General features: G+C 67.7%; 20 protein-coding genes. 10 read left to right on the top strand and 10 right to left on the bottom strand.

Annotated elements, in window-relative coordinates; translation table 11 throughout:
* Positions 1–278: 278 nt before the first annotated feature.
* From AC1Z3O_RS12140 to AC1Z3O_RS12125, 4 genes are all read right to left on the bottom strand, one after another.
* Positions 279–863, bottom strand: a complete 585-nt coding sequence (locus tag AC1Z3O_RS12140; RefSeq protein WP_483515968.1) for an ATP-dependent DNA ligase — start codon at positions 861–863, stop codon at positions 279–281.
* A gap of 190 nt (positions 864–1,053) precedes the next feature.
* Entirely contained in the window at positions 1,054–1,620 is a 567-nt protein-coding gene (locus AC1Z3O_RS12135) for a hypothetical protein (RefSeq protein WP_483515967.1), read from the bottom strand.
* On the bottom strand, positions 1,610–2,299 hold the full coding sequence (locus AC1Z3O_RS12130) for an SOS response-associated peptidase (RefSeq protein ID WP_483515966.1): 690 nt from the start codon (positions 2,297–2,299) through the stop codon (positions 1,610–1,612). The genes AC1Z3O_RS12135 and AC1Z3O_RS12130 overlap by 11 nt, the downstream gene beginning before the upstream one ends.
* An 18-nt stretch (positions 2,300–2,317) precedes the next feature.
* Positions 2,318–2,605 carry a hypothetical protein gene (locus tag AC1Z3O_RS12125; RefSeq protein WP_483515965.1) on the bottom strand — a complete coding sequence of 96 codons (288 nt, stop codon included), beginning with the start codon at positions 2,603–2,605 and terminating at the stop codon, positions 2,318–2,320.
* Positions 2,606–3,033: 428 nt separating this feature from the next.
* On the opposite strand from AC1Z3O_RS12125, the gene AC1Z3O_RS12120 reads away from it, so the two are divergent.
* Both AC1Z3O_RS12120 and AC1Z3O_RS12115 read left to right on the top strand, forming a co-directional pair.
* Positions 3,034–3,450: a hypothetical protein gene (locus AC1Z3O_RS12120; RefSeq protein WP_483515964.1), complete on the top strand. Its 417-nt coding sequence runs from the start codon at positions 3,034–3,036 to the stop codon at positions 3,448–3,450.
* Positions 3,451–3,732: 282 nt separating this feature from the next.
* Positions 3,733–4,782 carry a patatin-like phospholipase family protein gene (locus AC1Z3O_RS12115; protein WP_483515963.1) on the top strand — a complete coding sequence of 350 codons (1,050 nt, stop codon included), beginning with the start codon at positions 3,733–3,735 and terminating at the stop codon, positions 4,780–4,782.
* Here the strand turns inward: AC1Z3O_RS12115 and AC1Z3O_RS12110 are convergent.
* From AC1Z3O_RS12110 to AC1Z3O_RS12085, 6 genes are all read right to left on the bottom strand, one after another.
* Positions 4,763–5,410: an HD domain-containing protein gene (locus AC1Z3O_RS12110; protein WP_483515962.1), complete on the bottom strand. Its 648-nt coding sequence runs from the start codon at positions 5,408–5,410 to the stop codon at positions 4,763–4,765. The two genes, AC1Z3O_RS12115 and AC1Z3O_RS12110, sit on opposite strands and share 20 nt — an antisense overlap.
* Entirely contained in the window at positions 5,407–8,913 is a 3,507-nt protein-coding gene (locus AC1Z3O_RS12105; protein ID WP_483515961.1) for an adenylate/guanylate cyclase domain-containing protein, read from the bottom strand. Before AC1Z3O_RS12105 ends, AC1Z3O_RS12110 begins: the two co-directional genes overlap by 4 nt.
* Positions 8,914–9,199: 286 nt before the next feature.
* Positions 9,200–10,273, bottom strand: a complete 1,074-nt coding sequence (locus tag AC1Z3O_RS12100; protein ID WP_483515960.1) for a phosphotransferase — start codon at positions 10,271–10,273, stop codon at positions 9,200–9,202.
* A gap of 59 nt (positions 10,274–10,332) precedes the next feature.
* The gene (locus AC1Z3O_RS12095; RefSeq protein ID WP_483515959.1) at positions 10,333–11,058 is read right to left on the bottom strand and encodes a histidine phosphatase family protein; all 726 of its coding nucleotides are present in this window, start codon (positions 11,056–11,058) and stop codon (positions 10,333–10,335) included.
* Positions 11,059–11,119: 61 nt separating this feature from the next.
* Entirely contained in the window at positions 11,120–11,899 is a 780-nt protein-coding gene (locus AC1Z3O_RS12090; RefSeq protein ID WP_483515958.1) for an oxepin-CoA hydrolase, alternative type, read from the bottom strand.
* A gap of 55 nt (positions 11,900–11,954) precedes the next feature.
* The gene (locus AC1Z3O_RS12085; protein ID WP_483515957.1) at positions 11,955–13,478 is read right to left on the bottom strand and encodes a 3-hydroxyacyl-CoA dehydrogenase; all 1,524 of its coding nucleotides are present in this window, start codon (positions 13,476–13,478) and stop codon (positions 11,955–11,957) included.
* Between the two features lie 201 nt (positions 13,479–13,679).
* Here AC1Z3O_RS12085 and AC1Z3O_RS12080 point away from each other — a divergent pair, with 201 nt between their 5' ends.
* The 8 genes from AC1Z3O_RS12080 to AC1Z3O_RS12045 all read left to right on the top strand — a co-directional run bounded on the left by AC1Z3O_RS12080 (position 13,680) and on the right by AC1Z3O_RS12045 (position 24,369).
* The gene (locus AC1Z3O_RS12080; protein ID WP_483515956.1) at positions 13,680–14,321 is read left to right on the top strand and encodes a glutathione S-transferase; all 642 of its coding nucleotides are present in this window, start codon (positions 13,680–13,682) and stop codon (positions 14,319–14,321) included.
* A 111-nt stretch (positions 14,322–14,432) separates the two neighbouring features.
* Positions 14,433–16,241 carry an acyclic terpene utilization AtuA family protein gene (locus tag AC1Z3O_RS12075; RefSeq protein WP_483515955.1) on the top strand — a complete coding sequence of 603 codons (1,809 nt, stop codon included), beginning with the start codon at positions 14,433–14,435 and terminating at the stop codon, positions 16,239–16,241.
* A 61-nt stretch (positions 16,242–16,302) separates the two neighbouring features.
* Positions 16,303–17,124 carry a TIGR03084 family metal-binding protein gene (locus AC1Z3O_RS12070; protein ID WP_483515954.1) on the top strand — a complete coding sequence of 274 codons (822 nt, stop codon included), beginning with the start codon at positions 16,303–16,305 and terminating at the stop codon, positions 17,122–17,124.
* On the top strand, positions 17,124–18,032 hold the full coding sequence (locus AC1Z3O_RS12065) for a phosphatidylglycerol lysyltransferase domain-containing protein (protein WP_483515953.1): 909 nt from the start codon (positions 17,124–17,126) through the stop codon (positions 18,030–18,032). Before AC1Z3O_RS12070 ends, AC1Z3O_RS12065 begins: the two co-directional genes overlap by 1 nt.
* Positions 18,033–18,224: 192 nt before the next feature.
* Complete coding sequence (locus AC1Z3O_RS12060) at positions 18,225–19,856, top strand: acyl-CoA carboxylase subunit beta (protein ID WP_483515952.1); 1,632 nt, start codon at positions 18,225–18,227, stop codon at positions 19,854–19,856.
* A gap of 43 nt (positions 19,857–19,899) precedes the next feature.
* Complete coding sequence (locus AC1Z3O_RS12055; protein WP_483515951.1) at positions 19,900–21,054, top strand: acyl-CoA dehydrogenase family protein; 1,155 nt, start codon at positions 19,900–19,902, stop codon at positions 21,052–21,054.
* Between the two features lie 416 nt (positions 21,055–21,470).
* Positions 21,471–23,483, top strand: coding sequence for an acetyl/propionyl/methylcrotonyl-CoA carboxylase subunit alpha (locus AC1Z3O_RS12050; protein ID WP_483515950.1), 2,013 nt, complete (start codon positions 21,471–21,473; stop codon positions 23,481–23,483).
* Between the two features lie 106 nt (positions 23,484–23,589).
* A complete protein-coding gene (locus AC1Z3O_RS12045; protein WP_483515949.1) occupies positions 23,590–24,369 on the top strand; it encodes an enoyl-CoA hydratase/isomerase family protein in 780 nt (259 codons plus the stop codon).
* Positions 24,370–24,375: the final 6 nt, after the last annotated feature.

Raw genomic sequence — 24,375 nt, 5'->3', positions numbered from 1 at the left:
TCCGGATGCGAGTCCAAACAGCGCCAAAGCATCCTCATGTTTCGGATATCTGTCTGCGACGACGAGGCTGATCACCACGCAGGCAATCAGAATCGCAACAGCTTTCAGGTATTTCATGTGCTTCCCCATATTTGTATTTTTGGCGCATCCTACGCTGGGCGCGGTGCTCTCTAGCCCTGGAAGTGTGGCTGCATTCTGTCTCTTATTGGAAAAACAAGTGTTTCGAACGGGACCAGCGCGCGGGAAGGCTTCGGCCGTCGTTTCAGAGAACCGATAGTCTAACGCCTGAACCTTTGCGCCGGCACCGCGCCCGGCCGCTTGACCTTGATCCAGTCGGAGGAGCGCACGCCTGCCTTGTAGTGGCTGCCCGTGCGCTTGCCGACGATGCCCTCCAGCGACAGCCCGAGCGCGGCCTGGTAGAGCCAGGCGCCATCATCGGTATCGTCCACGAACAGCGTGCTCGGCGGTTTGCCCGCCAGCAGCTTGCGCAGAGCCGCCTTGCGGCGCTCAATCGGCTCGTCGCGCAGGTCGCGGCCGGCGCCGACGATTAGGTCGAAAGCACAATAGACGACCGGGTCCGCGCCGGCATACCAGCGCCGGTGCCTAGCTCGGGCATGCAGGCGATCGAAATCACTGCGCCCGAGGTCGTCCAGCACGCAGACCTCGCCGTCGAGGATGTAGCCGGCAGGCAGATTCGCTAGGCTGCGCACCACCTCGGGAAACCATTTGGTCGCATCCGCGCCTGACTTGGTCTGCAGCTTGGCCGTCGGGCCGGTCTCTGCCAGCACGCGGTATCCGTCTAGCTTGATTTCCCAGTGCCAGCCACCCGTGGAGGGCACCGCTGAGCGTTCGACCAGCTGCATGGGCGACAGCTCGGCCAAGGTGGGAGGGGGCGGTCGGAGGGGAGGTCTAGAGGAGGGGGCTTCTGACATCTCTCAGCGCCTCGGGTCTCTTGGTGCGAGGCCAGAGGCAAGCCGGCTTGGGGTTCATCTCATGTTAGCCGAGGAAGTAGATTCGGCGCGCAATGGGGTAGCGGATGACTGCACTCCTGCACTAGGCCGGAGTGCGAGAGCTTGTAGCCAGAGACTCTAGACTGGCGATGAACTGGTCGCCGAGTTCGCGCCGACTCACAAAGTTGTCTTGTCCGATTGCCCATCCGACCGATTTATCTGGATATATGGCCCTGAGTGTGTAGCCAAAATCTCCGCTCTGCGCAGAGCGAGTCGGCAGACGCTCCTTTGCAAGTGGAATGCGAACGCGCTCGAAATGCCTTTTAAGCTCCACGACGGCAAGTCTGTACTCCGACTTGAATGTGTCACCCTCTCTTGCTCGCAGGGCGTCCGCCCAGCGGCGAACGAACTCATATGAACCCAAGACCCAAAGTTCAGATAGGGTCAAGAGGCGATTCAGCTGGACTGGGTCATCGGCGAATGGATCTTTCCCGCTTGCACTGCGCAGCTCCTCAAGGAAAAGCTCAGCATCAATGGCCGCTAATCCATGCAGTTTGGAAAGATCATTTTCCTCTGGCGTGCCGCCTAGTGCAGCGTGAGATGGGCGTACCCATCTGCTCATTCTGGCCTTAAATGTCTCAATATCGCTTGCATCCAGGTTAGTTAGCACGCTCTTCTCCAGAGTAGATTTTCGGCGTCGGTTCCGCCCCCAGCGCATCCGCCGGCGGCAAGGTTAGAAACGACCTCGCCACCTCCGGATCGCGGCACGTCAGCCAGTCGTCCCACTGTCCGCGCGGCACGATCACGATGCCGCGCTTTTCTTTCCCCGGCGCGTGCATGCGCTTCAACACTGGGTGGTGTTCTGCGTTCACCGTCAGCATGGTGAACGAGAAAGCCCCATCCGGCCAATCCCTCCAAAGTCCGGCCACCCCGAACGCCGGCTCATCCTTCATCCAGATCCGGTACCGCACCGACTTGGGCCCGTGCTCGTAGTTGGGCTCATAGAAGGCGGTCATGGGCACCAGGCAGAGCTGGGCCTTCTTCCACGGCCCAGCGAAGGAAGCCTTCGACCCGACGGTTTCCGCCCGGGCGTTCATGGTGTCGTAGTCCTTCAGCTTGGGCGGCGCGCTGGTGCGTTGTTCCTGTTCCTCATTGCGCCGCTTGATCTCGGCCCGGGGGATCATGCCGAAGCCGGCCAGCACGCTGTCTCGGTTGCCGTCCTGGTCGGCGCGCACGATGGGTGCCAGGTAGTCACGCCAGGTCTCCGGCTTCCATACCGACGCTGGCGGCTCGACGCCGAAGACGTCGCGCAGCAACTGGGCCTGCACTGGGGCGTAGTTCGTGCACATCAAGGTCTCCCGATAGGACTACTCTGGCCGCATCCTGCGATACGGTAGCACGCGGGCCGCCTTCTCCAGCACGCGCCGGTGCTTGTCCTGCGCTTCTTCCCAGGTCTCCGAGCAGAAGATCCGCACGTCGGTGCCCTGCTTCAGGGAGGTCCAGAATCGAGGTGGGTCGTCGCACCCCGGCGCCATTGAACCGTGAAAGCGCGTGGCGACCCGGCCGCCCACTCCGGGCACATCATCAACGATCTCGTACCCCCTTCCCTCGTGGCAGACCCAGCGGGTGTACTCGCCTACGTCAAAGATTCGCACGGGGCGTTCTGCCTCATCCAGCACGTAGTAGCGATAGTCGTCTGGTCCGACTGGGTCGGGAGAGAAGCCTCCCGGCGGCGCTGGAGGTCGCGGCACGGGTGATAGGCGAGGCATGGTGATGGTGTCTCATATGCTGTATGGATATACAGTATATCCTCAAGCCAGGAAGCGGGAGGCCTGAGACTGCCTAGAAATTAAGCGTCTGGAATGGTGTTGTAAGTGGTTGATTTTATTGGTGCAACGTTGTGCATTTCATGGCTTTCTGGCACTTCTCAATATCGTACGTAAGTCAGTGATATATATGGGGAAAGTGTCGAATTTGCTTTATTACTCGCCGCGTAATCGCCATCAGCATCGCCAGCGTCCAGTATGGAATCCAACGCGCGGCCGTACCCGCGACCGGTTTCCAACCGCACAGGAGCGATGCCATGTCCACCACCAATCCGACCCGTTTCCTCCGCACCGTCCTGCTGGCCGATGCCGCCACCTGCCTGGCGACCGGCTGGCTGCTGGCCTTCGGCGCTGACTTGGTCGGCGCAATCACGCGTATTCCCGTCGGCCTGTCCTTCTACGCCGGCATTGCCTTGCTGCCCATCGGGTCCTTTATTGCGCTGGTGGCGACCCGCCTGCTGACGCCGCCGGCGGTCTGGCTGGTTATCGCGGGCAACCTGGGCTGGGTGGCGGCCAGCATCTGGCTGCTGGCGGGGGGCGGCGCCGGCGCGAATGCGCTCGGCATGGGGGCGATCGGCCTGCAGGCCTTCGCGGTGGCGGTGCTGGCCGAGCTGGAGTGGATCGGGCTGCGCAGGATGGGAGGAGCGGAGCGGATGCGTGCGCGCAGTGCCTGACGGTAGCGTCGTCCGCTTGTTCGATCTGTTCCGCTAAGTGTTCCGGTAGTAAGTGTTCCGGCAGGCGACAGCCTGTTTCGGCTCCCCCTCGAGGGAGCCGATCCGAGTTCTTGCTTCGCTGCCATGCGAAACACTACGTTCCAGCGTCACTTCTTCACTACACTGCCTATAGCGAGTCCGCTATCGGGCGCACGGTGGTGACGACTTGATCGAGAGCGCTGCACACGATACCCGGTGTTGCGCAGGCGATCACAGGCCAGGCCTCGCGGAAGGAGCTTAGCGATGGCCACGCACACCGACACGCATCCCGCCAATCAAGCGCAAAAGCCTGTGACGCTGGCGTTGCAGGGCGGCGGCATGCATGGCGCGTTCACCTGGGGCGTGATCGATCGCTTGCTCGAGGATGGACGGCTCGCCATCGAGGGGGTCAGTGCGACCAGCGCCGGCGCGATGAACGCCGTGGTGATGGCCTACGGCATGCTGCAGGGGGGCCAGGATGGCGCGCGCCGGGCGCTGGACGATTTCTGGCATGCCATCGCGCAGTCGGCGGAACGATACAACCCTTTGCGCTGGTTCCCGTGGCTGAAAGGGGCGCATAGCTTCGGGCTGGACCATTCGCCCCTGTTTGCCCTGGCCGACATGGTCCTGCGCGTCTGGTCTCCCTACCAGTTCAATCCGCAGAATATGAATCCGCTGCGGGATGTATTGCGGAAGCAGGTGGATTTTGAGGCCTTGCGCGTGCAATGCCCGATCCGTCTTTTTCTCTGCGCGACCAATGTCGAGACCAGCCGGATACGCATCTTTTCCGGCCGGGACCTGAGCATCGAGGCGGTGCTGGCCTCAGCGTGCCTGCCGATGCTCTTCCAGGCGGTGGCGATCGATGGCGAGTACTACTGGGACGGCGGCTACGTCGGCAACCCGGCCATTTTCCCGCTGATCTACGACTGCAATACGCAGGATGTCGTGATCGTGCATATCAATCCGATCGTGCGCCGGGGCGTACCCACCACTGCCGCGGACATTCTCAACAGAGTCAATGAAGTCAGCTTCAACTCTTCGCTGATGCGCGAGATGCGCGCCATCGCCTTCGTGACGTCACTGATTCAGCATGGCAAGGTCGATCGGGGCGAAATGAAGGAGATGCTGATCCACTCGATCCGCTCCGATGAGACGATGGCCGCGTTGGGTGTGTCGAGCAAGTACAACGCCGACTGGGAATTCCTCTGCTACCTGCGCGACAAGGGGCGGGACCAGGCGGGGGCATGGCTGGAGCAGAACTACGGGAACGTCGGCCAGCGCTCGAGCATCGATATCAGGGAGGAGTTCCTGTGACCGGCAGCGCGCGCCAGGCGGGCGCCGTCTGCGCGAGCCGCCACGCCAGGTTGCTGCGCGCGCGGGCTTCGTAGCGGGTATGGAACAGGTCGGTGTGATAGATGCGGGGGCGGGCGAGGAGGGCGCCCAGGAATGCCCGCTCGGCGCTGTCGTAGGTCGCGTCGTCCAGGTCGGGGCGCTCGGCCCGCAACTGCACGCCATCGCGGCGGAAGCGCGCGCGGGAATAACCCAGTATTGCAAGGTCTATGTCGACGATGATGCAGCCCGCGGGATCTGCAGGAGTGCGGGCATGCGTGGTGTCGAGTATCAAGCCAGCGATGTGTTCCCTTGCAGCGATGCTGTCCCCGGCCCAGTAGCGGAACCACTCAACGCTGCGTGGCTCATTGTCCTTGGCGCCCGGAACGTAGATGACGTCGTGGCACCATAGCGCCAATTCCACGGCATCGATATCTGGGACGGCAGCGCGGGCCCAGTCCAGATCGCGCAGGCAGCGGCGGATATGGCCGAGCGTGTGATAGTGCCGCGTCGGCTCGCCGTAGTGGCGGGCGAGGTCGGCGTAGACCTCCTCTGCGCGCAGGCCACCTGAACGCGTCCACAGTGCCAGGAAGCGGGCTCGCATGGGAATCATCCAGGAGGGTTCCGGGAAGCGCTCGCGTCGGCCCGGCTCGGTTCGGACGAAGAGGCTGCGGCCTTGCCATACTGCCGGCCCAGCTCATCCAGCAGGGCCCTGGCCTGCAGCCAGTCCGGGAGGTCGAAGCCCTCGCTGAAGCTGCCATGGATCCCGGCCAGCGCCTGGCGCGCGGCATCTGTCTTTCCTTGTTGCTGCCACAGTCGTGCCAGGCTCAGTGCGGCCTGCAGTTCCAGGGACCTGGCGCCCTGCGCGCGGGACACGGCGATGGCCTTGTGGAAGCAGGCTTCGGCTTCCTCATGGCCGTTAGGCGGGGAGGGGGCGTCGCTTGACTGCCGGAGCAGCAGTTCGCCCCTGAGCCGATGCAACCTCGCTTCGTCAAGCCGCTCCCCCGTTGTCTCCACTAGCGCCAGCGCCTCGGCCACCCGATCCAGTCCGGCCTGGGTCTGGCTCGCCTTTCCATGGGCATCGGCCAGCAGGGCAAGCAGACTGGGCCTGGCGAGCGCCGAGCCGGTCGCCTCGTAAGCGGCGAGGCCACGCCGCATCAGGGCAATTCCTTCTTCATGGCTTCCCTGCTGGGACAGTGCCCAGCCTTGCAGGATGGTTCCCCATCCCATATAGATCGGAAAGCCTTGCTCGCATGCGACCGCGATGACGGCCTCGGCGTACTCGCGCGTCTGCTGGACTTCGTGAAGACACTGATGCACTTCGGCCGCAAAGAGCAGGCAGAGTGCGAGGCCGAAGGTGTCCGTCTGTGCCTGTGCCAGCGCAAGGGCCTCCTGAGTGCGTGCACGCGCCTGGTCCGGCAGGCCCAGGTACCACAGGACCCAACCCAATGTGCTCCTTGCGTGGATGACCGAGTCCCGCCTGAAACCGAGCGGAACCTCGCATTCCGGCTGCCCCGGGCGCTGCAGTGCCAGCACCTGCTCCATATGCGTGCGGGCCGCGTCGAGCGTGCCAAGACGGAACACCGTGGCGCCAAGCGCCCGATGCGCCTCCGTGAGTTGCTCGGGCCTGCCCGCCTTCTGGGCCATGCCGAGCAGCCGCTCTCCAAGCGGTTGCGCCACCTCGTACTGCGCGCGCAGCTGATAGAAGGCCCACAGGCCCAGTTGAGCCGAGAAGACGTGTTGCGCCTGCCCTTGCTGTTCGCACAGTTGTAGCGCGCGCTTATAGTTGGCCTCCACCTCCGGGGAGGCATGACCGCGGGTGGCCATCAGGGCCGGACCGAGTGTCAGCAGCAGGGTCAGTTCCTCGCGCGTGCGTTCCTGGCTGTCGGGCAGCCGCTTGAGTAGTTCCACGGCTGTGCCGAGGTGCCGGATCGCTTCAGCCTGGGCCGAACGCTGCAGTGCCTGCTGGCCGGCGCAGTGCAGGTACTCCACAGCCTTCGGGATATTGCCGCTGTGGCTGTAGTGGTGGGCGAGCTCGCCACAATGATCCTTCAAGCGATCCGCGCACAGCGTCTCGATCGCCTGGGCCGCGCGCTCGTGCAGCTTGCTGCGCCGCTCGCTCAACAGCGAATAGCCAGCGACTTCCTGGGTCAGGGCGTGCTTGAAGGCGTACTCGACTTCGGGAAATGCGGGACGCTCGTAGATGAAATCCGCTGCCTGCAGGTCGGCCAGGAGCGGGCGCAGCTTGTCGTCGGTAAGTGCGGCGACGTTCTGAATAAGCGACAGGGAAAACTCCTTGCCGATGACGGCCAGTGTCTGCAGCAGCTCCTTTTGCGCGAGCGGAAGCCGGTCGATGCGGGCGGCCAGCACGCCCTGTACGGTGGTCGGGATGTGCAGCAGGGTCGGGGCTGTCTCGATGCGGTAGCGGCCTGGTGGGCCAAGCAGGGCGCCTTCCTCGGCCAGGGTCTGGACGACCTCTTCCATGAAGAAGGGATTGCCTTCGGTCTGGTCGAGGATGAGCCGCTTCAGGGGCGCGAGGCTGCGATCATCGCCGAGCAGCGCGCTGAGCAGCCCCTGGGCTTCCGCAGGTCCCAACGGCTCCAGCTGCAATTGCGCGTAATCGGGCCTGGTGCCCCAGCGGTGCGCATATTCGGGCCGATAGTTGACCAGCAGGAGGATCCGCGCCTGCGGCACATGGTCGGCGAGGACGTTGAGGCACGCCTCGGTTTCGCTGTCCAGCCATTGCAGGTCCTCGAAGATGATCTGGAGCGGCTGATTGAGGCTTTCCCGCACCAGCAGGTGCGCGATCGCTTCGAACGTGCGCTGGCGCCGGATCGCGGCGTCCATGGTCGGCAGTGCCGAGCCGGGTTCGGTGATGCCCAGCAGGTAGAGCAGGTAGGGCAGATGCTCTTCCAGGGAACGCTCCAGCGTGAGCAACCTTCCGGTCGCTTTTTCGCGGCTGCTGCGGTCGCTGTCCTGCGCGGTGATCTGAAAGTAGTTCTTCAGCAACTCGATCAACGGCAGATAGGCAAAGGCCTTGCCGTGTGAGACCGAGAACGTCTCCAGCACCAGGCAGCCCTGCTGCGAGCGTGCCTTGAACTCGTGGAAAAGGCGGGACTTTCCGACCCCGGCCTCGCCGACCACGCCGACTATCTGGCCGTGTCCGGCCTTGGCCAGGTCCAGCGCCTTGTGCAATTGCTCCAATTCGGCCTGGCGGCCCACAAACCGTGCCAGGCCGCGGTGCGCCGCCACCTGGAGGCGTGTGCGCAATGCGCCGAGGCCCAGCACCTCATACACCGCGAGCGGATCGCGCACGCCTTTGACCTGTGTGGTCCCCAGCGCCTTGAACTCGAAGTATCCCTCGGTCAGCTTGTGGGTGGATTCGCTCACCAGGATGGACGCCGGCGTGGCGACGCCTTCCATGCGCGAGGCAATGTGGATCGTGTGTCCCACCGGGTCGTAGTCGGTGTGCAGGTCATCCTTGCGGATCGAGCGCACCACCACCTCCCCGGTGTGGATGCCGACGCGAATCTGCAGGGGAACCCCCTGGTCCAGGCGCACCCGGTCACTATGGCGGTGCATCGCCTCCTGCATGCGCAGCGCCGCGTACAGGGCGCGCAGGGCATGGTCTTCGTGCGCGATGGGCGCGCCGAACAGGGCCAGGATGCCGTCGCCCAGGGACTTGGCGACGTAGCCTTCGTAGTGGTGCACCGCCTCCATCATCAGCGTGATCACCGGGTCGATCAGGCGACGCGCTTCCTCGGGGTCCAGGTCCTGGATCAGGGCCGTCGAGCCAGCCATGTCGGCAAACAGGGCCGTGATGGTCTTGCGTTCCCCGGCGGTCTCGCCCCTGGCCTCCATGGCCGCCTGCTCGGCCCGGATGCGCTCCGCCAGATGCGGAGGCGTGTAGTGAACCGGGGCCAGGCCTTGGGCGCCAGGCGCGGCAAGCGATGCCGAGGTCGAGTCGGTCAAGCGAGCGCCGCAAGCGCTGCAGAACTTCGCAGTGGGATTGGCTTCCTCGCCGCACTGCGGGCACCGTCGTACCAGCCTGGCCCCGCACGCCTGGCAGAAGTCGGCCGCCGCTTGATTCTCGAAGCCGCAGTTGGTGCAGCGCATATTGCCTCCTGGCCTCCTCGCCGCCTTCGACCGCACAAGATCATTAGAGGCGTGATCGGCCTTGGTAGCAAGGCGGGCCTGGCGATGATTCAACTTGCCTTGTCATCGCTGCCATGCGTTTTGCGGCGTCGAAGGTACTCGGGCGAGAGACTAAGGGCACGCGTGCAGGCCAGTCTTGGCCACGGCATCTGCTGCGCAAATGAGGCATCGAGCCCCACCGGGAGCCCAAAAGAAAAATGCCGCCCAGTCACGACTGAGCGGCATTGTCTGCGGAGCCTGGCTTCGCTTACTGCTTCGCCTTCTGCGCGTACTGCCAGCCCATCTCGGCCATCGGGCGCGCCCGCTTGCCGGCGTCTGCCGCCTGGGCCGAGGAGGCGGTGCCGTCCACCACGCGCTTCATGATGCCCTGCAGGATGCCGGCGATGCGGAACATGCTGAAGGCCAGGTAGAAATTCCAGTCGCCGGTGATCTGGCGGCCGGTGCGCTGCTCGTACAGCTTGCGGTAGCTGGCCTCGTCCGGGATGCCCAGCGCGGCGTAGTCCAGCCCGGCGATGCCGCGGAACTGGCCCGGCGCGATGTGCCAGCTCATGCAGTGGTAGCCGAAGTCGGCCAGCGGATGGCCCAGCGTGGACAGCTCCCAGTCGAGCACCGCCAGCACGCGCGGCTCGGTGGGGTGGAACATCAGGTTGTCGAGGCGGTAGTCGCCGTGCACGATGGTGGTCAGGTCGGCGTCCTCGTGCGGGATATGCTGGGGCAGCCATTCCATCAGCGCGTCCATCGAGGGGATGGACTCGGTCTCGGACAGCTTGTACTGCTTGGTCCAGCGCTCGATCTGGCGCGAGAAGTAGTTGCCGGGCTTGCCGTAGTCGCCCAGGCCGATGGCCTGGTAGTCGACGCTGTGCAGCGCGGCGATGACTCTGTTCATCTCATCGTAGATGGCGCCGCGCTCGGACTTGCTCATGTCGGGCAGGGACTGGTCCCACAGCACGCGGCCGGCCACGTATTCCATCAGGTAGAAGTCGCGGCCGATCACCGACTCGTCGTCGCACAGCGCATACATCTTCGCCACCGGCACGTCGGTGCCGGCCAGCGCGGCCATCACGCGGTACTCGCGTTCGATGGCGTGTGCCGAGGGCAGCAGCTTGGAGCGGGGGCCGGGCTTGGCGCGCATCACATAGGTCCGGTCCGGGGTGGTCAGCCTGAAGGTGGGGTTGGACTGGCCCCCCTTGAACTGCTCCACCGTCAGCGGGCCGGCGAAGCCGTCCACATGCTGGCGCATCCAGTCTGCGAGCGCGCCGAGGTCGAAGCGCTGCTGGTCGGTCACCGGCTGGGTGCCTTCGAAGTGCGATACGTTGCTCATGCTGTCTCCGTGTTTTGTCTCGATTCTCGAGGATTCCGTGCGTCGGGTCGGCTGCGCGTTCAGCCCGGCAGGGCGCGCAGCCGCAGGTATTGGTGCAGCATCACCTCCATCGTGGTGTGGCGCGTGCCGCTGTGCACCGGCGTGGGGGCGGAATAGTTGAGCATGCGCACCACCCAGTCGCCCGGGGCGTCGCCCACGTCGAGCACGTTGATGCAGCCCGCCGTCTGCAGCAGCGAGCCGAAGAAGACGCGCTGGCCGCAGGTGATGGCATGCGACAGGATGGCGCGGTTGGTGGCGCCGTGCAAGACCAGCAGCGCCGTATCCCAGCCGGGATCGTCGCGCAGGCGACGCAGGCCGGGCAGCACGCGGTCGAGGAACTCGCCTACGCTTTCGCCGCCGAGGAAGCGCTGGTCTTCCGCGACCACGCCTTCGAAGGCGCCGAGGAAGGCGTCGCGCAGCCGCTCTTCGGGGATGTCGCTGATCTGCCCGCCGCGGATTTCCTGCCAGTCGGTCCAGGTTTCGGGGACGGCGCCCTGCATGGCGGGGATCTCGGCCAGCACGCGCTGCGCGGTCTCCACGGTGCGCGGCAGGCCGCTGACGATGACGCGGTCGAAGCGGATGCCTTCGGCGGCGAAGGCGCGCCCGGCGGCCGTGGCCTGCATGCGGCCGGTCTCATTGAGCACGACCTGCTCGGGCAGCGATTTGCGCCCGCGTTCGTCGAAGTAGTCGACCGCGCCATGGCGCATCAGGTAAATGCGCCGACGTGCGGCGGGGGGCAATTCCATCGTTGTCTCCTCCATGCCTCTGTTGTGCCTTGGTGACGATGCCTACGGCGGGCGCGCCGCGTTAGCGGTAGCGTGGCTTGCGCTTCTCCAGGAAGGCGCCGATGCCCTCGCCGGCGTCGGGGTGGTGCAGCGCGGCCACGAAGCTGTCGCGCTCAGCCACCAGGTGTTCGGCGAGCGAGGCGCTGGCGGCATGGTTGATCAGGCCCTTGATGCGGCCCACCGCATGCGGCGATTCGCCGGACAGCTCTTCGGCCAGCTTCAGTGCCTCGGCCAGCGCCTGGCCGGGCGCCGCGACGCGGTTGACCAGGCCGAAGTGCTGCAATCTTGCGGCGTCGACTGGCTTGCCTTGCATCATCAACTCGCTGGCGAGCTGGCGGGGCAGGGCGCGCGCCAGTTCGTAGGAGCCGCCGCCGTCGGGCGTCAGGCCCACCTTGACGTAGGCCATGACGAACTTGGCGTTGCTGGCGGCGACGACGAAGTCGCAGGCCAGCACCAGCGAGAAGCCGGCGCCGGCCGCCGGACCTTCGACCGCGGCGATGATGGGTTTGGGGAAGGCGTGCAGGCCTTCGATCCAGCGGTTCAGCACCTCGATGCTGCGCGCCTGCACCTCGGGCGGCTGGGCGCGGTTGCCGAGCAGCCGGTTCAGGTTGCCGCCGGCGCAGAAGACGCCGTCGGCGCCGGTCAGCACGATCGCGCGCACCGAGTCGTCGCCGACGGCCGCTTCCAGCGCCGTCTGCGAGGCCGCGTAGATGTCCGGGTGCAGCGCATTGCGCGCCTCCGGGTTGGAGATGGTCAGCACCAGGGTGGTGCCGACGCGTTCGGAGAGGAGCTGGGCAGTCATCGGAGCGGTCTCGGCGTGGTAGGGTCTGTGCGCGTGGTTCGGCGTGGGGCCGGGCTCAGGCCTCTTCGGTCAGCAGCGACAGGCCCAGGCCGGCGCGGCGCCACAGCCACGGGCTCGGGCGGTAGCGCATGTCGCCGGTCAGGCGTTCCATATTGCGCAGCGTCTCCAGCACCAGCTGCGGGCCGATGGCATCGCCCAGGGCCAGCGGGCCCTTGGGATAACCCAGGCCCAGGTTGACCGCCAGGTCGATGTCGCCCGGCGTGGCGATGCGCTGCTGCGCGATGTCGCTGGCGATGTTGACGATGCAGGAGACCATGCGCTGCGCGACGAAGCCGGCCGAGTCGCGGATCATCGTGACCGGCACGCCGTCGCTGCCGAACAGGCCGTGCGCGGCATCGCGCATGGCGGTGCTGGTGGCCGGCGTGGTCATCAGCGTGCGGCGCTTGGTGGCCTCGAAGGGCAGCAGGGTGTCGATGGCGACCACGCGGCTGGCGTCCAGGCCTTCTTCCAGCGCGCACGTGGTGGCGTCCAGGCCCAGCGGCGTGACCACGATCAGCGCGTCGGACGAGGGCTGGTTGCCCGCCTCGGGCGTCACGCCCAGCGCGATCAGCAGCTTGACCGCCATCTCGTAGCCGCGCAGGTTGGCGCGGCTGACCCAGACGGCGGCGGGGCGTGCGGCGGGCACCGCGGCGGCGACGGGCACCTGCTTGGCGCCGTTCTCGTAGCGGTAGAAGCCGGCGCCGGCCTTGCGGCCGATCAGGCCGCCCACCGAACGGATCGCCGTGATCGGCGACGGGCGGTAGCGCGGCTCCTGGTAGAACTGGTTGTAGATCGACTCCATCACCGGATGCGACACGTCCAGCCCGGTCAGGTCCATCAGCTCGAAGGGGCCCATGCGGAAGCCGGCCTGCTCGCGCATGATGTTGTCGATGTCCGCGAACTCGGCCACGCCTTCCTGCGCGACCTTCAGGCCCTCGATATTCATGCCGCGGCCGGCATGGTTGACGATGAAGCCCGGCATGTCCTTGCAGCGCACCGGGGTGTGGCCCATGCGGCGCGACAGCGCCATAAGCGCGTCGCCCACGGCCGGATTGCCCGACAGGCCGTCGATGACCTCGACCACCTTCATCAGCGGCACCGGGTTGAAGAAGTGGTAGCCGGCGATGCGGCCCGGCTGCTTCGCGCCCACGGCGATCGCGGTGATCGACAGCGACGAGGTGTTGGAGGCGATGATGGCGTCCGGGCGCAGGATGGCTTCCAGCTTGGCGACCAGCTCGCGCTTGACCTCCAGCTTCTCGACGATGGCCTCGACCACCATGTCGCAGCCGGCCAGGTCCTCCAGCGCGGTGCAGGGGCGCACGCGGGCCAGCGCGGCAGCGCCTTCCTCGGCACTCAGCTTGCCCTTCTCGGTCAGCTTGGCGAAGGTGTCCTGCAGGTACTGGCGGGCAGCCTCCACGGCCTGCGGGTTGGCGTCGAAGAGGTTGACGGCCAGGCCGGCCTGCGCCGCGATCTGGGCGATGCCGCGGCCCATCGCGCCGGTGCCGACGATACCCAGGGAGTCGATAGTGAAATTGCTCATGGTGCGTCCGGAAATTTGCGGTTAAATTAGCACGATCGTACGTTTTTTGCATCTTTCGCGAAAGCCGCGAGATGCACGCGGCGTGCGCTGATCGGCCAGCAGCGCTTGCCGAACGGCCCGATCGTCGACAAACTGGCAGCGCCACGCACATTTCGGTGCGGGCGATACCCCCCACCACCAGATACATCGGAGAGAGACGACATGCTGAAGCTTTGCGGCTTTGCCGCCAGCAACTACTACAACAAGGTCAAGCTGGCCCTGCTCGAAAAGAATGTGCCGTTCGAGGAGGTGATCGCCTGGGTAGGCGAGACCGACCTGTCGGCCACGCCAGCGGGCAAGGTGCCCTATATCATCACCGATGCGGGCCCGCTGTGCGAGTCCGAAGCCATCGCCGAATACATCGAGGCCGCCTATCCGCAGTCGCCGCTGCTGCCCGCCGACCCCTACGGCGCGGCCAAGGTGCGCGAGCTGATCGTCTTCATGGAACTCTATCTGGAGCTGACCGCGCGCGAGCTGTATCCGGAAGCCTTCTTCGGCGGCAAGGTCAGCGATAGCGTCAAGGAGCGCCAGCACAAGCTGCTGTCGCGCTACATCCCGGCCTTCGCCAAGCTGGCGAAGTTCTCGCCCTACCTGGCCGGCGACACCTTCACGCTGGCGGACTGCGCGGCGGTGGCCAGCCTGCCGCTGGTCTCTAACTGCACCAAGATCATCTACGGCGCCGACATGCTGGCCGACCTGCCGGTCAAGGACTACATGAAGCGCATGTCCGAGCGGCCCACCGTGCAGAAGATCAACGCCGACCGCAAGGCCAACCTGGAGCTGATGGCCAGCCGCAGCAAGTAAGGCGGGCAAAGGCGCCGGCGCGGCCCACCGGCCCGCTGGAGCCAGTAGACGCAAGACGAGTCGCGGCCGCGCCGGCTATCGTGGTGCCATTCCATTCACGGAGCGGCAGCGATGACAGAACAGCGCGTGCCCGGCGTACGCATCGGCGGCGCCTCGGGCTTCTGGGGCGACAGTGCCATCGGACCGGTGCAGCTGGTCGAGCGGGGCGAGATCCGCTACCTGGTGTTCGACTACCTGGCCGAACTGACCATGTCGCTGCTGGCGGCGGCCCGGCTCAAGAATCCTGAGGCGGGCTTCGCCACCGACTTCGTCACCGGCGCGCTGCGCGCGGTGCTCAAGCCCGCCATGGCGCGCGGCATCCGCATCGTCAGCAATGCCGGCGGCGTCAATCCGCGCGGCTGCGCCGAAGCGGTGCGCCGGCTCGCCGGCGAACTGGGCGTGGCCGTGCGGGTTGCCGTGGTGGAAGGCGACGACCTGATGCCACGGCTGGCCGAGCTGCGCGAGCGCGGCGTGGCCGACATGCAGACCGGCGCGCCGATGCCCGAGCGCATCCTGAGCGCCAATGCCTACTTCGGCGCCCAGCCGATCCGCGCCGCGCTCGACGCCGGCGCGGACATCGTCATCACCGGGCGCTGCGTAGACAGCGCGGTCACGCTGGGCGTGCTGATGCACGAGTTCGGCTGGGCTGCGGACGACTACGACAAGCTCGCCGCCGGCAGCCTGGCCGGCCATATCATCGAGTGCGGCTGCCAGGCCACCGGCGGCCTGCATACCGACTGGGACCAGGTGCCCGACTGGGCCGGCATCGGCTATCCCGTCATCGACTGCGCCCCGGACGGCAGCTTCCGCGTCGGCAAGCCGCCCGGCACCGGCGGGCTGGTCAATACCGCCACCGTGGGCGAGCAGCTGCTGTATGAGATCGGCGATCCCGCCGCCTACCTGCTGCCCGACGTCACCTGCGATTTCACCGGCGTGCGCATGCGCCAGACCGGCCCGGGCGAGGTCGAGGTCAGCGGCGCGCGCGGCCGCGCGCCCGGAGGGCAGTACAAGGTGTCGGCCACCTATGCCGACGGCTACCGCTGCAATGCCCAGCTCACCATCGTCGGCGTGGATGCCGCCAAGAAGGCGCGCCGCAGCGGCGAGGCCTTCCTCGAACGCACGCGCCGGCTGCTGGCCCAGGCCGGCCTGCCCGACTTCAGCGCCACCCACCTGCAGGTGCTGGGCACCGCCGCCTCCTTCGGCCCGCACGTGCCCGCTCCCGACCTCTACGAAGCGGTGATGTGGCTGGCGGTGTCGCACCCCGACAAGCGGGCGCTGGAGCAGTTCGCGCGCGAAATCGCGCCGGCCGGCACCTCCTGGTCGCCCGGCACCACCGGCGTGGGCGGCCGGCCTTCGGTGAGCCTGTCGATCAAGCAGTTCCCCTTCCTGGTGTCCAAGGCATTCGCGCAGCCGGCGGTGCTGCTCGACGGCGAGCCGATTGCGTTCACTATGGCGGCGCCGGCGCACCCTGCCGTCCCTGGCGCGGTGACTGGCGCCACCGCCGATGCGTTCGGCGCCACGCCGCCCCAGCCGGACTGGGTGGCGGTGCCGCTGATCCGGCTGGCCTACGGCCGCAGTGGCGACAAGGGCGACTTCTCCAATATCGGCATCCTGGCGCGCCGGCCCGACTACCTGCCGCTGCTGGCGGCGCAGCTTACCGAAGAGGCGGTGGCTGCCTACCTGGCGCATGTGGTCAAGGGGCGGGTTACCCGCTATGCGCTGCCGGGCATCGGCGCCTTCAACTTCCTGTGCGAGGCGGCGCTGGGCGGCGGCGGCATGGCCTCGCTGCGCAACGATCCGCTCGGCAAGGGCATGGGCCAGGTGCTGCTCAGCATGCCGGTGCGCGTGCCGCCCGAACTGGCCGCGGCGCTGGCCGGCTGAAGCCCGTACTGCCGGCCGCGCGTGTGCGCGGCCGCTTCCACCCTGACCGACCGGAGCCTCCGTGAAAGCCACCTGCCAGGACCTGCTCGACGAATACCGCGATCTCGCCGCGCTCGCGCAGACGCTGACGCCCGCCGAGTGGGCGCGCCCCACGGATTTCCATGGCTGGAGCGCCTGGGATGAGATTGCTCACCTGTGCTACTTCGACGAGGCCTCGCTGCAGGCCATCGGCGATGCCGACGCTTTCCAGCGCGGCGCGGCCGAGCTCGGCCGGCTGATGGCGGGGGGCGGGCAGATCAGCGCGGTGGCGCGCGAGACCTACCGCGGCCTCGACGGTCCGGCGCTGCTGGCACGCTGGCGCATGCGGCACGAGGCGCTGGTGGCCGCGCTGGCCGCGCTCGATCCCAAGCACAGGCTGCCCTGGTATGGCCCGCCGATGAGCGCGCGCTCCTTCGCCACCGCGCGCCTGATGGAGACCTGGGCGCACGGCCAGGACATCTGGGACGTGCTGGGCCGGCAGCGTCCCGCCAGCGCGCGGCTGCGGCATATCGCCCATATCGGCGTCGGCACCTTCGGCTGGACCTTCGTCAATCGCGGCCAGCCGGTGCCGGAGCCGATGCCCTATGTCGACCTGACGGCGCCGGACGGCAGCGCCTGGCGCTGGGGTGAGCCCTCCGGGCAGCACTATGTGCGCGGCCCGGCCGAGGACTTCTGCCTGCTGGTGACCCAGCGGCGCCATCTCGATGACACGGCGCTGGCCTATAGCGAAGGCCCGGCGTGGCAGTGGCTGGCGCAGGCGCAGTGCTTCGCCGGGCCGCCCGCCACCGGGCCGGCGGCGGGCACGCGCGTGCGGCACGCGAGCGCGGCGGGCGGCGCACATTGATGCTGGTACAGGCGCCGGGATTTGCTTGTGCGCCAGCTTCAGCGGCTGGCGTGCCGCTGGAGCTGGCGCAGCAAGCCGTCATCGACGCGGCGCTCGCGCGTTGCGTGCCCGAGTGCGATGAGCACTGCCTGTCCGACGCCGCCTTCTCCAACCTCTACCTGTTCCGCCGGCCGCACGCCTATCGCTTCCACGAGGGGGCCTACCCGCATGTCTCGGGCCGGACCTACGATGGCGCTACGCACGCCTTGCCGCTGTTCTCGCCTGCGGAGGCACCGCCGGCCGTGCTGGAGGCGCTGCTGCGCGCTCATGGCTGCCTCTATCCGCTCTCGGGCGGACAGCTCGCGCGGCTGGACCCGGCACGCTTCGCCTGGCAGTCCGCGCGGGACGACGCCGACTATCTCTACCCGGCCGACCATTTCCGCCACTATCGCGGCACGCTGCTGGGCAAGAAGCGCAACCTGATGCGCCAGTTCCTGGCCGCGCACGCGGTGAGCGCGCGGCCCTATACGCCGGCGCTGGCCGCCGAGGCGCTGGCGGTGCAGGCGCAATGGCTGCGCGACAAGGACAAGCGGGAAGGCGAGGCCGATGATGCCGCCTGCGCCGAGGCCCTGCACCTGTCCACTGCGCTTGGCCTGCAAGGCTTCCTGTATGAGGTCGGCAGTCAGCCCGTCGGTTTCGTGCTGGCCCAGCGCCTCCGCCCGGCGGTCTATGTGATGCGCTTCGCCAAGGGGCTGGATCGCTACAAGGGCATCTACCAGTACATGTTCCACCACTTCTGCGCGGCAGGCGCGCCGGATGCGGCCTGGCTCAATTTCGAGCAGGACATGGGGCTGGAGAATTTCCGCCGCACCAAGCTCTCCTACCAGCCCGCCGCACTGCTGCCGAAGTACCGCGTGCGCCTGCGCTGAGCGGCCTCTGTGCGGCCTCTGTGCGGCCTGTGCTCGGCCTCTGTGCAGCCGCTTTGCGCAGCCCTGTATTGCACCGCCGCGAACACAGCCAGTATGCGCAAGACGGCCTCCATGCGGCTGCCTAACATGGATTCCAGCCGGCGGGAAGCGTACAGGCCTCCCGCCAACCTGATCCCAACGGCGCCATTCCACATGCCCCAGATCGAATCCAGAATCTCTCCGTCGAGCAGCGCCTACCAGGCCAACCGCGAAGGCATGCAAGCCCTGCTGGCGCGCATCCGCGAGTTCGAGCAGCGCGCGGTGCAGGCCTCCGCCTTGTCGCGCGCGCGCTTCGAGAAGCGCGGCCAGTTGCTGCCGCGCGAACGCCTCGCCTTGCTGCTCGACCCGGGCGCACCTTTCCTTGAGCTGTGCACGCTGGCCGGCCTCGGCCTGGACAACCCGGACCTCGACAAGAGCGTGCCGGGCGGCGGCCTGATCGCCGGCATCGGCTTCGTCAGCGGCGTGCGCTGCATGGTCAGCGTTTCGGATGCGGGCATCGACGCCGGCGCGCTGCAGCCCAAGGGGCTGGACAAGCAGTTGCGCGTGCAGGAGCTGGCGCTGGAGAACCGGCTGCCCTATGTGCAGCTGGTGGAAAGCGCGGGTGCCAACCTGATGCGCTACCGCGTGGAGGACTTCATCCGCGGCGGCCAGCTGTTCCGCAACCTGGCGCGGCTGTCGGCCGCCGGCCTGCCGGTGGTTACCGTCACCCATGGCTCGTCCACGGCCGGCGGCGCCTACCAGACCGGCCTGTCCGACTACATCATCCTGGTGCGCGGCCGCTCGCGCGCCTTCCTGGCCGGCCCGCCGCTGCTGATGGCCGCCACCGGCGAGGTGGCGACCGAGGAGGAGCTCGGCGGCGCCGAGATGCACACCACCATCTCGGGCCTGGGCGATTACCTGGCCGAGGATGACCGCGACGCGCTGCGCATGGCGCGCGACATCCTGGCCAAGATCGACTGGCAGCGCGGCGTGCCGGGCTTCGGCGAAAGCGCACCGCGCGGCTTCAAGCCGCCGCGCTTCGATGCCGAGGAACTGCTCGGCATCATGCCGATGGACCACAAGCGCCCGGTCGACATGAAGGAGGTGATCGCGCGCATCGTCGACGACTCGGACTTCCTCGAGTTCGGCGAGAACTACGGCCCGGCCACTGTCTGCGGCAACGCCCGCATCGAGGGCTGGCCGGTGGGCATCATCACCAACAACGGCCCGATCGACCCGGCCGGCGCGACCAAGGCCACCCACTTCATCCAGGCCTGCTGCCAGGCGCGCACGCCCATCCTCTACCTGAACAACACCACCGGTTTCATGGTGGGGCGCAGCGTGGAGGAGGGCGGCATCATCAAGCACGGCTCCAAGATGATCCAGGCCGTCAGCAACGCCACCGTGCCGCAGATCACGCTGTACTGCGGCGCTTCTTTCGGTGCCGGCAACTACGGCATGTGCGGACGCGGCTTCGCGCCGCGCTTCTGCTTCTCCTGGCCCAATGCCAAGACGGCCGTGATGGGCGGCGAGCAGGCCGCGCGCACCATGGCCATCGTGGCCGAGGCCGGCATGAAGCGCAAAGGCGGCGAGGTTGACACCGCGCAGCTCGACGCGCTGCAGCAGCGCATCGTCGAGCGCTTCGACAGCCAGATGAGCGTATTCACCACCAGCGCCCATGTGCTGGACGACGGCGTGATCGATCCGCGCCACACGCGCAGCGTGCTGGCCAATGTGCTGGCCGTCTGCCGCGAGGCAGAGGCCGCGCGGCCGCAGGCAATGCAGTTTTCCGTGGCGCGGCCGTGAGCGCGGCCCGTCCCGAACATCCTACTTTCCGGAGAGCAGCCAGATGCTGTTGACCCCCGAGCACGAGGCGCTGCGCGCCACCATCAAGCGCTTCATCGCAGAGCAGATCAACCCCCACGTCGATGCCTGGGAGGAAGCCGAGATCTTCCCCGCGCATGAGGTCTTCCGCAAGATGGGTGAGCTGGGCTTGCTGGGCCTGTCCAAGCCCGAGGAGAACGGCGGCGCCGGCCTCGACTATTCCTACAGCGCCGTGCTGGCCGAGTCGCTGGCTGACATCAACTGCGGCGGCGTGCCGATGGCCATCGGCGTGCAGACCGACATGGCCACGCCGGCGCTGGCCCACCGCGGCAGCGACGAGGTGCGGCGCACCTTTCTGGAGCCGGCCATCCGCGGCGAGTACGTCGCCTGCCTGGGCGTATCGGAAGTCGGCAGCGGCTCCGACGTGGCCTCCATCCGCACCACGGCGCGCCGCGACGGCGATGACTACGTCATCAATGGCGGCAAGATGTGGACCACCAACGGCACCCAGGCCGACTTCTGCTGCGTGCTCGCCAACACCTCCGAAGGCGCGCCCCATCGCAACAAGACCCTGATCGTGGTGCCGATGAAGACGCGCGGCGTGTCGGTGGCCAAGAAGCTGCGCAAGATCGGCATGGACGCCTCCGACACCGCCCAGCTCTTCTTCGATGACGTGCGCGTGCCGGCGCGCTGGCGCATCGGTGAGGAGGGCATGGGCTTCACCTACCAGATGGAACAGTTCCAGGTGGAGAGGCTGTGGGGCGCGCTGAACACGCGCGCGGTGTGCCAGAAGGCCATCGACCTGACCATCGAGTACACGCGCGAACGCAGCGTGTTCGGCCGTCCGCTGCTCGACAACCAGTGGGTGCACTTCACGCTGGCCGAGCTGCAGACCGAGGTCGAGGCGCTGCACGCGCTGTGCTGGCGCGCGGTGGAGACCATGGTCGGCGGCGAGGACGCCACGCGGCTGGCCACCATGGCCAAGCTCAAGGCCGGGCGACTGGTGCGCGAGACCGCCGACCGTTGCCTGCAGTTCTGGGGCGGCATGGGTTATGTGATGGAGAGCCCCATCTCGCGCATCTTCCGCGACGGGCGGCTGACGTCGATCGGCGGCGGGGCGGATGAGGTGATGCTGCAGATATTGAGCAAGTTTATGGGGACGTTTCCGGTGGGCCGATAGAGATCGTTACTTATGGATCGCCGGTCCCCTGATCGCGAGCTGGCGTGGTGGTTCGATCATCCTGCCGTTACCGAGGCTGGCGGCCACTTCCTGTCCGACGTGGCTGGTTTCGTGGTGGGCGTGCTGGCACGGTTCGCTGGCGTGAGCCGGCGTGGGCGAGCGGCAGTGTGCCGCGCAGGCGCCGACAGCTCTGACTGCTTGCTGTCTGCCACTGGTTTTCTCCCCTCTCCCGCTTGCGGGAGAGGGGCGGGGGAGAGGGCCAGCGCTCGCAATCGCGATCCGGCCGCTTGCCCAGTCGCCGGATGGCATGGCGCGAAGCAAGCGTGCAGATGGCACCTCGCATCCCGCCCAGACCGCTGACCACCTCGCAGGGAATCCGCATCCAAACAAGACACGCAGCAAGAACACTACACACCATGACCCAGTCCACCCCCTTCCACAAGATCCTGATCGCCAACCGCGGCGAGATCGCCCTGCGCGTGATGCGCAGCGCCGCCGCGCTCGGCTACCGCACGGTGGCGGTCTATTCCAGCGCCGACGCCGGCGCGCGCCATGTGCTGGAGGCCGACCAGGCCGTCTGCATCGGCGAGGCGCTGCCGGCGCAGTCCTATCTGCGCATCGAGGCCATCATCGAGGCGGCGCGGCGCAGCGGCGCCGACGCGGTGCACCCCGGCTACGGCTTCCTGGCGGAGAACGCGGACTTCGCGCGTGCCTGCCGCGCGGCGGGCCTGGTCTTCATCGGCCCCTCGCCAGAGGCCATCGACGCCATGGGCAATAAGGCTGGCGCCAAGCGCCTGATGCTGGCGGCCGACGTGCCCTGCATTCCCGGCTACCAGGGCGAAGACCAGAGCGACGCGCGCATGGCGGCCGAGGCGGCGCGCATCGGCTTCCCGGTGATGATCAAGGCTGCCGCGGGCGGTGGCGGGCGCGGCATGCGGCTGGTCGAGCGCCAGCAGGATTTCCTTGCGCTGCTGCACAGCGCGCGCTCGGAGGCGCAGGGCGCCTTCGGCAATCCGGAGGTGATCCTGGAGCGCGCCATCGTGGCGCCGCGCCACATCGAGATCCAGGTCTTTGCCGACCGCCATGGCAACGTTATCCACCTCGGCGAGCGGGACTGCTCGGTGCAGCGCCGCCACCAGAAGCTGATCGAGGAGGCGCCGTCGCCTGCCGTGGGGCCGGAGCTGCGCGCACGCATGGGCGCGACCGCCGTGGCCGCCGCGCGCGCCATCAGCTACGAAGGGGCGGGCACGCTGGAGTTCCTGCTCGATGCGGCGGGCAACTACTACTTCATGGAGATGAATACGCGGCTGCAGGTCGAGCACCCGGTGACCGAGGCCATCACCGGCCTCGACCTGGTGGCGCTGCAGTTGCGCGTGGCCGCGGGCGAGCCGCTGCCGCTGGCGCAGCAGGACGTGCGTTTCTCCGGCCACGCCATCGAGGTGCGCCTGTGCGCCGAGGATGCCGGCCAGGGCTTCATGCCGCAGAGCGGCACCATGACCTTGTGGCAGCCGGCGCCGGCGCTGCGCGTCGAGCATGCTCTGGCGCCTGGCGCGCAGGTCTCGCCCTATTACGACTCGATGATCGCCAAGCTGGTGGCCCACGGCGCCAACCGCGAGGAGGCACGGCGCCGTCTGTTGCACGGGCTGCAGGACACTGTGGCGCTGGGTGTCACCACCAACCAGGATTTCCTCGCGCGCTGCCTGGCGCACGGCGAGTTCGCCGCCGGGGGCGCTACCACCGCCTTCATCGAGCGCAACCAGGCCGCCCTGACACAGCCCGACGAGGCCGGCCGCGCGCGCGCGGCCGCGGTGGCGGCGCTGCTGCTGCACGAGACCGCCTCGGGCGCGGCACGCGAGGCCAGCGTGCTGGCGCACCGGCTGCCGATCGGGATGCGCTTCGACGTCGATGGCGAAGCCTGCGCATGCGCGCTGCGCTGCCTGGGCGGGCCGGTCTTCGAGGCAGAGATCATGCTGGCAGGCGAACAGGCGCCGCGCCGCTTCTCGCTGGAGACAGTGGCCCTCGCCGAGGGCCGGGCCCGCTTGCTGTGCGATGGCGTGGCCGGCAGCGTAGTGTTCTCGCGCGATGGCGATGCCTTGCTGCTGCACCTGGACGGACGGCCTTGCCGCGTCGAGGACCGCAGCCGCGCGGCCGCCACGCGGGCCGCCTCGGCTGCGGGCGACGGCAAGCTACTGGCCTCGATGAACGGCCGCGTGGTCAGCGTGATGGTGGCGGTCGGCGACCGCGTCGAAGTGGGCCAGCCCATGGTCACGCTGGAGGCGATGAAGATGGAGCACATCCATGTGGCGCCGCTGGCGGGACGGGTGGCGGCGCTGCACGTGATCGCCGGCGACCAGGCCGCGGCGCGGCGCTTGATCGCCGAGGTCGAGCCCGAAGGGGGCGGCGCAGCCGCAGAGGTACGCGCGGCCTGAAGCGCTCCGGCGCCGTTGCCGCCGCGACCGTCCGGACCCATTCACCGCGGGTGGGCCCTTGTCCCGCCCGCGCCAATCCATTGACATGCGCAGGAGAACGCCAGCCATGAGCAACAACGATATCGTGCTGCACGAAAAGCGCGGCCACGCCTTCTGGATCACCATCAACCGGCCCGACAAGCGCAACGCGCTCAATGCCGACGTCATCGCCGGCATCCGCGAAGGCTACCGCCGCGCCCACGCCGACCCCGACGTGCGCGTGATCGTGCTGACCGGCGCCGGCGACAAGGCCTTCTGCGCCGGCGCGGACTTGCAGCCGGGCAAGGGCTTCGCCTTCGACCTGTCGCGGCCCAACCTGGACTATGCCGACATGCTGCGCGAGGCGCAGGACGCCACACTGCCCGTTATCGTGCGCGTCAACGGCGCCTGCATGGCCGGCGGCATGGGCCTGCTGTGCATGGCCGACATGGCGGTGGCGGACGAGCGTGCCGTGTTCGGCCTGCCCGAGGTCAAGGTCGGCGTGTTCCCGATGCAGGTGCTGAGCCTGCTGCAGGGTCTGGCGCCGCCGCGCAAGGTGCGCGAATGGTGCGTCAGCGGCGAACCATTCGACGCTGCCGAGGCGCTCGCGGCCGGCCTGCTCAACCATGTCGCGCCCGCCGGCGGGCTGGACGGTAAAATCGACTGGCTGGTGTCGCGCCTGGTCGACAAGTCGCCGACCGCAATCCGTCGCGGCAAGTACGCCATGCGGGCCATGGCGGCGATGAGCTTCGACGAAGGCATCGCCTACACCGAGAGCCAGATCGCGCTGCTCGCCATGACCGAGGACGCAAGGGAAGGCATGGCGGCCTTCAACGAGAAGCGCAAGCCGGTCTGGACCGGGCGCTGAAAGCGG

This window comes from Cupriavidus sp. 09_S30, from assembly GCF_056930435.1.
The sequence above is the reverse complement of the archived record's forward strand: the minus strand, read 5'-3'. Positions and strand labels throughout refer to the sequence as shown.

What these genes read in the sequence shown, in the direction of transcription:
- AC1Z3O_RS12065 (WP_483515953.1), top strand. Translation starts at nt 17,124, where the DNA reads ATGCTGGTACAGGCGCCGGGATTTGCTTGTGCGCCAGCTTCAGCGGCT.
- AC1Z3O_RS12095 (WP_483515959.1), bottom strand. Translation starts at nt 11,058, where the DNA reads ATGGAATTGCCCCCCGCCGCACGTCGGCGCATTTACCTGATGCGCCAT.
- AC1Z3O_RS12085 (WP_483515957.1), bottom strand. Translation starts at nt 13,478, where the DNA reads ATGAGCAATTTCACTATCGACTCCCTGGGTATCGTCGGCACCGGCGCG.
- AC1Z3O_RS12115 (WP_483515963.1), top strand. Translation starts at nt 3,733, where the DNA reads ATGGCCACGCACACCGACACGCATCCCGCCAATCAAGCGCAAAAGCCT.
- AC1Z3O_RS12045 (WP_483515949.1), top strand. Translation starts at nt 23,590, where the DNA reads ATGAGCAACAACGATATCGTGCTGCACGAAAAGCGCGGCCACGCCTTC.
- AC1Z3O_RS12090 (WP_483515958.1), bottom strand. Translation starts at nt 11,899, where the DNA reads ATGACTGCCCAGCTCCTCTCCGAACGCGTCGGCACCACCCTGGTGCTG.
- AC1Z3O_RS12100 (WP_483515960.1), bottom strand. Translation starts at nt 10,273, where the DNA reads ATGAGCAACGTATCGCACTTCGAAGGCACCCAGCCGGTGACCGACCAG.
- AC1Z3O_RS12060 (WP_483515952.1), top strand. Translation starts at nt 18,225, where the DNA reads ATGCCCCAGATCGAATCCAGAATCTCTCCGTCGAGCAGCGCCTACCAG.
- AC1Z3O_RS12050 (WP_483515950.1), top strand. Translation starts at nt 21,471, where the DNA reads ATGACCCAGTCCACCCCCTTCCACAAGATCCTGATCGCCAACCGCGGC.
- AC1Z3O_RS12055 (WP_483515951.1), top strand. Translation starts at nt 19,900, where the DNA reads ATGCTGTTGACCCCCGAGCACGAGGCGCTGCGCGCCACCATCAAGCGC.
- AC1Z3O_RS12080 (WP_483515956.1), top strand. Translation starts at nt 13,680, where the DNA reads ATGCTGAAGCTTTGCGGCTTTGCCGCCAGCAACTACTACAACAAGGTC.
- AC1Z3O_RS12140 (WP_483515968.1), bottom strand. Translation starts at nt 863, where the DNA reads ATGCAGCTGGTCGAACGCTCAGCGGTGCCCTCCACGGGTGGCTGGCAC.
- AC1Z3O_RS12075 (WP_483515955.1), top strand. Translation starts at nt 14,433, where the DNA reads ATGACAGAACAGCGCGTGCCCGGCGTACGCATCGGCGGCGCCTCGGGC.
- AC1Z3O_RS12105 (WP_483515961.1), bottom strand. Translation starts at nt 8,913, where the DNA reads ATGCGCTGCACCAACTGCGGCTTCGAGAATCAAGCGGCGGCCGACTTC.
- AC1Z3O_RS12120 (WP_483515964.1), top strand. Translation starts at nt 3,034, where the DNA reads ATGTCCACCACCAATCCGACCCGTTTCCTCCGCACCGTCCTGCTGGCC.
- AC1Z3O_RS12110 (WP_483515962.1), bottom strand. Translation starts at nt 5,410, where the DNA reads ATGATTCCCATGCGAGCCCGCTTCCTGGCACTGTGGACGCGTTCAGGT.
- AC1Z3O_RS12130 (WP_483515966.1), bottom strand. Translation starts at nt 2,299, where the DNA reads ATGTGCACGAACTACGCCCCAGTGCAGGCCCAGTTGCTGCGCGACGTC.